Source organism: Neisseria blantyrii, from assembly GCF_962747855.1.
Classification (GTDB): Bacteria; Pseudomonadota; Gammaproteobacteria; order Burkholderiales; family Neisseriaceae; genus Neisseria; species Neisseria viridiae.
Genome location: NZ_CAUIZY010000029.1, coordinates 1 through 2462 on the forward strand (window position 1 = coordinate 1; position 2462 = coordinate 2462).

Annotated in this window: 4 protein-coding genes; 3 read left to right on the forward strand and 1 reads right to left on the reverse strand. The window is 46.0% G+C overall.

The genetic code is table 11. From position 1 onward, the window contains the following. Positions 1–487 precede the first annotated feature (487 nt). From Q9J80_RS10775 to Q9J80_RS10785, 3 genes are read left to right on the forward strand one after another with little or no spacing between them, the layout of a single operon-like run. Complete coding sequence (locus Q9J80_RS10775; protein WP_304671772.1) at positions 488–1216, forward strand: replication initiation protein; 729 nt, start codon at positions 488–490, stop codon at positions 1214–1216. Between the two features lie 57 nt (positions 1217–1273). Beyond that, positions 1274–1471 (forward strand): type II toxin-antitoxin system RelB family antitoxin, encoded by a 198-nt coding sequence (gene relB, locus Q9J80_RS10780; RefSeq protein WP_304671771.1) that lies wholly within the window; start codon positions 1274–1276, stop codon positions 1469–1471. Continuing rightward, on the forward strand, positions 1455–1739 hold the full coding sequence (locus Q9J80_RS10785; RefSeq protein ID WP_301672933.1) for a type II toxin-antitoxin system RelE/ParE family toxin: 285 nt from the start codon (positions 1455–1457) through the stop codon (positions 1737–1739). The genes relB and Q9J80_RS10785 overlap by 17 nt, the downstream gene beginning before the upstream one ends. 409 nt (positions 1740–2148) lie before the next feature. Here the strand turns inward: Q9J80_RS10785 and Q9J80_RS10790 are convergent, their stop codons facing one another. Next, entirely contained in the window at positions 2149–2298 is a 150-nt protein-coding gene (locus Q9J80_RS10790; protein WP_301672932.1) for a hypothetical protein, read from the reverse strand. Between the last annotated feature and the right edge of the window lie 164 nt (positions 2299–2462).

Below are 2462 nucleotides of genomic sequence, written 5' to 3' on the forward strand. Positions count from 1 at the left end.
CCCCCCCTTATCTAACAGGGGGGGTCGAAATTTCTGAGGCTGAGCAAGTCCAAAATCGGTGAAATCCAAGAGGCAGCTTTTCAGGTTGCTTTTTTTGCGTTCAGTGGGAAAATCCAAGTGTAAAAGTTTGTATCGTCGGCTCGTTCGGGTCGGCTTTTTTTGCGTTTTGTCGGAGCTGAAAAAGGGCGAGTTATCCACGAAAAAAGCAGGTTTTTCCCTTTTTCATCAGGTTTTATATTTTTAAAAACATTTTTAGGGCGTTTGTGGAAAGTCTGAAAGCCTTATGTAGCAAGGGTTTCAGCGATTTTGAAAAAGCCTAAATGAAAGGTTTTTCGTACAAATGAAAGGTTTTTCGTACAAAATCCACAGCCAAATGAAAGGTTTTTCGTACAAAAATCCACAGCCAAATGAAAGGAAAAAATATATCTTGCAAATAGTCATTTGAAAGGTTAAATTAATACTTTCAAATGTGCGGGATTTGTTTTAAATGAGGAAGCGTGAGTTAATTAGCGGCAATGTTGTTATTGCAAACAGTATTTCACGGGCAGCTCAAAAACTAAATTTGTCTGAAAAAAGAATTCTAATGGCTGGAATTGTTAAGCTGAATGGTGTTAACGGTGAGGTAAAATTATCAGCTCAAGAATACGCTGAAACCTATGGCATTGATGTTCACACGGCTTATGACCAGCTTAAAGCAGCAGTTAATTCTTTGATGAAAAGAAGCCTGTCTTGGCAGATTAGAGATGGAAATAAAATAGGCACACGCCATACTATTTGGGTTCAGTGGTATGATTATTTCAAAGACCAAGGTGTTGTAAGATTTAAGTTTTCTGAATCTGTTTTTCCATTTCTGTTTGAACTGAAATGTCAATTTACACAGTACAAGCTAAAACAGGCAGCTTCATTGCGTTCGATTTACTCATGGCGATTACTTGAACTGATAGAACAGATGAGACAAACCGTTGAAGGAAAGAAAGAACAAGGCGGATGGCTTTCTATGTCGATTGAAGATTTTTGGCACGCAATGGAAGCCAGTGAAACATATAGAAAAAATTTCTCATTGTTAAGAAAATGGGTTATCGAGCCTGCCGTTAAGGAGCTGACCGCAAAAGACGGCTGGCGCATCGAATGGGAAGCACAGAAAGAAGGGCGGAGGGTAGCTTCCCTGCTGTTCAAATTTGAGAAGGCGGGGCAACGCGAAACGCGCGGCGCATAGGCGGCAGCCTGCGCGCGCGGTCGTATTGCCCCGCAAACGAAAAGGAAGAAAGTAAAGATGACTACAGCCGTTTTAGATTATCGCCTGTCGGAATTTGACACCGCGCAGGAAGCGGAAGATTACGACACTTGGTTGGCGCGTAAAGTCGAAGAAGCAAGAGATGCCGAGATTGTCAGCCATGAAGACGCAATGGCACATTTTGCCGCCAAGAGAGCTGAAAGGCTGAAAGGGTTAAAAAATGCCTCTGCCGCTTGAGTGGACGAAACCCGCGATTGCCGATACAGACGAAATCATCGATTACATCTTTGCAGACAATCCCGTTGCCGCCTTTGAATTTGAGCAGCTCATCCACGAAAGCGCGAACAACCTGACCGTTCTGCCATATCTTGGCAGGCTCGGCAGAGTGCCGAAAACACGAGAGCTGATTTTCCATCCGAATTACGTCATCGTTTACGAAGTAGGCAGGGAATCCGTCAAAATTTTGCGCGTTGTACACGCTCGACGGAAGTACCCAAGCGCATAACATTCATCTCCAAATCAGGGCAACACATAGGGCGACGCTTTATGTGTCGTCCTGTGTGTTGAAACATTAAAAGCCCAAAAACGCGCCTTAGAGCGCGTTTTTCCTTTCTTGGCTACCTACCCCTTACCCAAGCATTTAACGCGCCTTCTGATGCAATCTAGGGGCATTGCTGACGGTTTTTTGCAAACAGTCTGCAACCGTTCGGGTTTCAGGGAGCTGGAAAACCTGTCAGGGTTCGCGGAGCGACCGCGTTTGCGCGGCTTGACCTTGACAGGTTTGGAAGCGACCCACGCTCAAGGGGAGAGGGGCAGGAGAAGGCGGTACGCCGTCCCCTGCCCCTCGAGCCGTCGGCGGCGAGACCGGGGGTGTGGGGGCAGAGCCCCCACAGGTTCGCCCGAAGGCGAACGAATTATGCCGTCAGGCACATCATTGCCAGCGCAGCACGGAACATGAGCAGCTCAAGCGCGAAATGTTTCGGCAGTTTGACTACTTGACGGAATGTTGCGTGGGGACTAGTCTGCTCAAAGTCATTCAGGGATTTGAGTCGATGTTTCAACACAGTAGTGTCCTGATGAAAATCATTGGGACAGTTTATAAAAATCTGTTTTCATTTGATTTTTCGATTATCGGAAACCTGTAACGGTTTAATGCCCCCCCCTTATCTAACAGGGGGGGTCGAAATTTCTGAGGCTGAGCAAGTCCAAAATCGGTGAAATCCAAGAG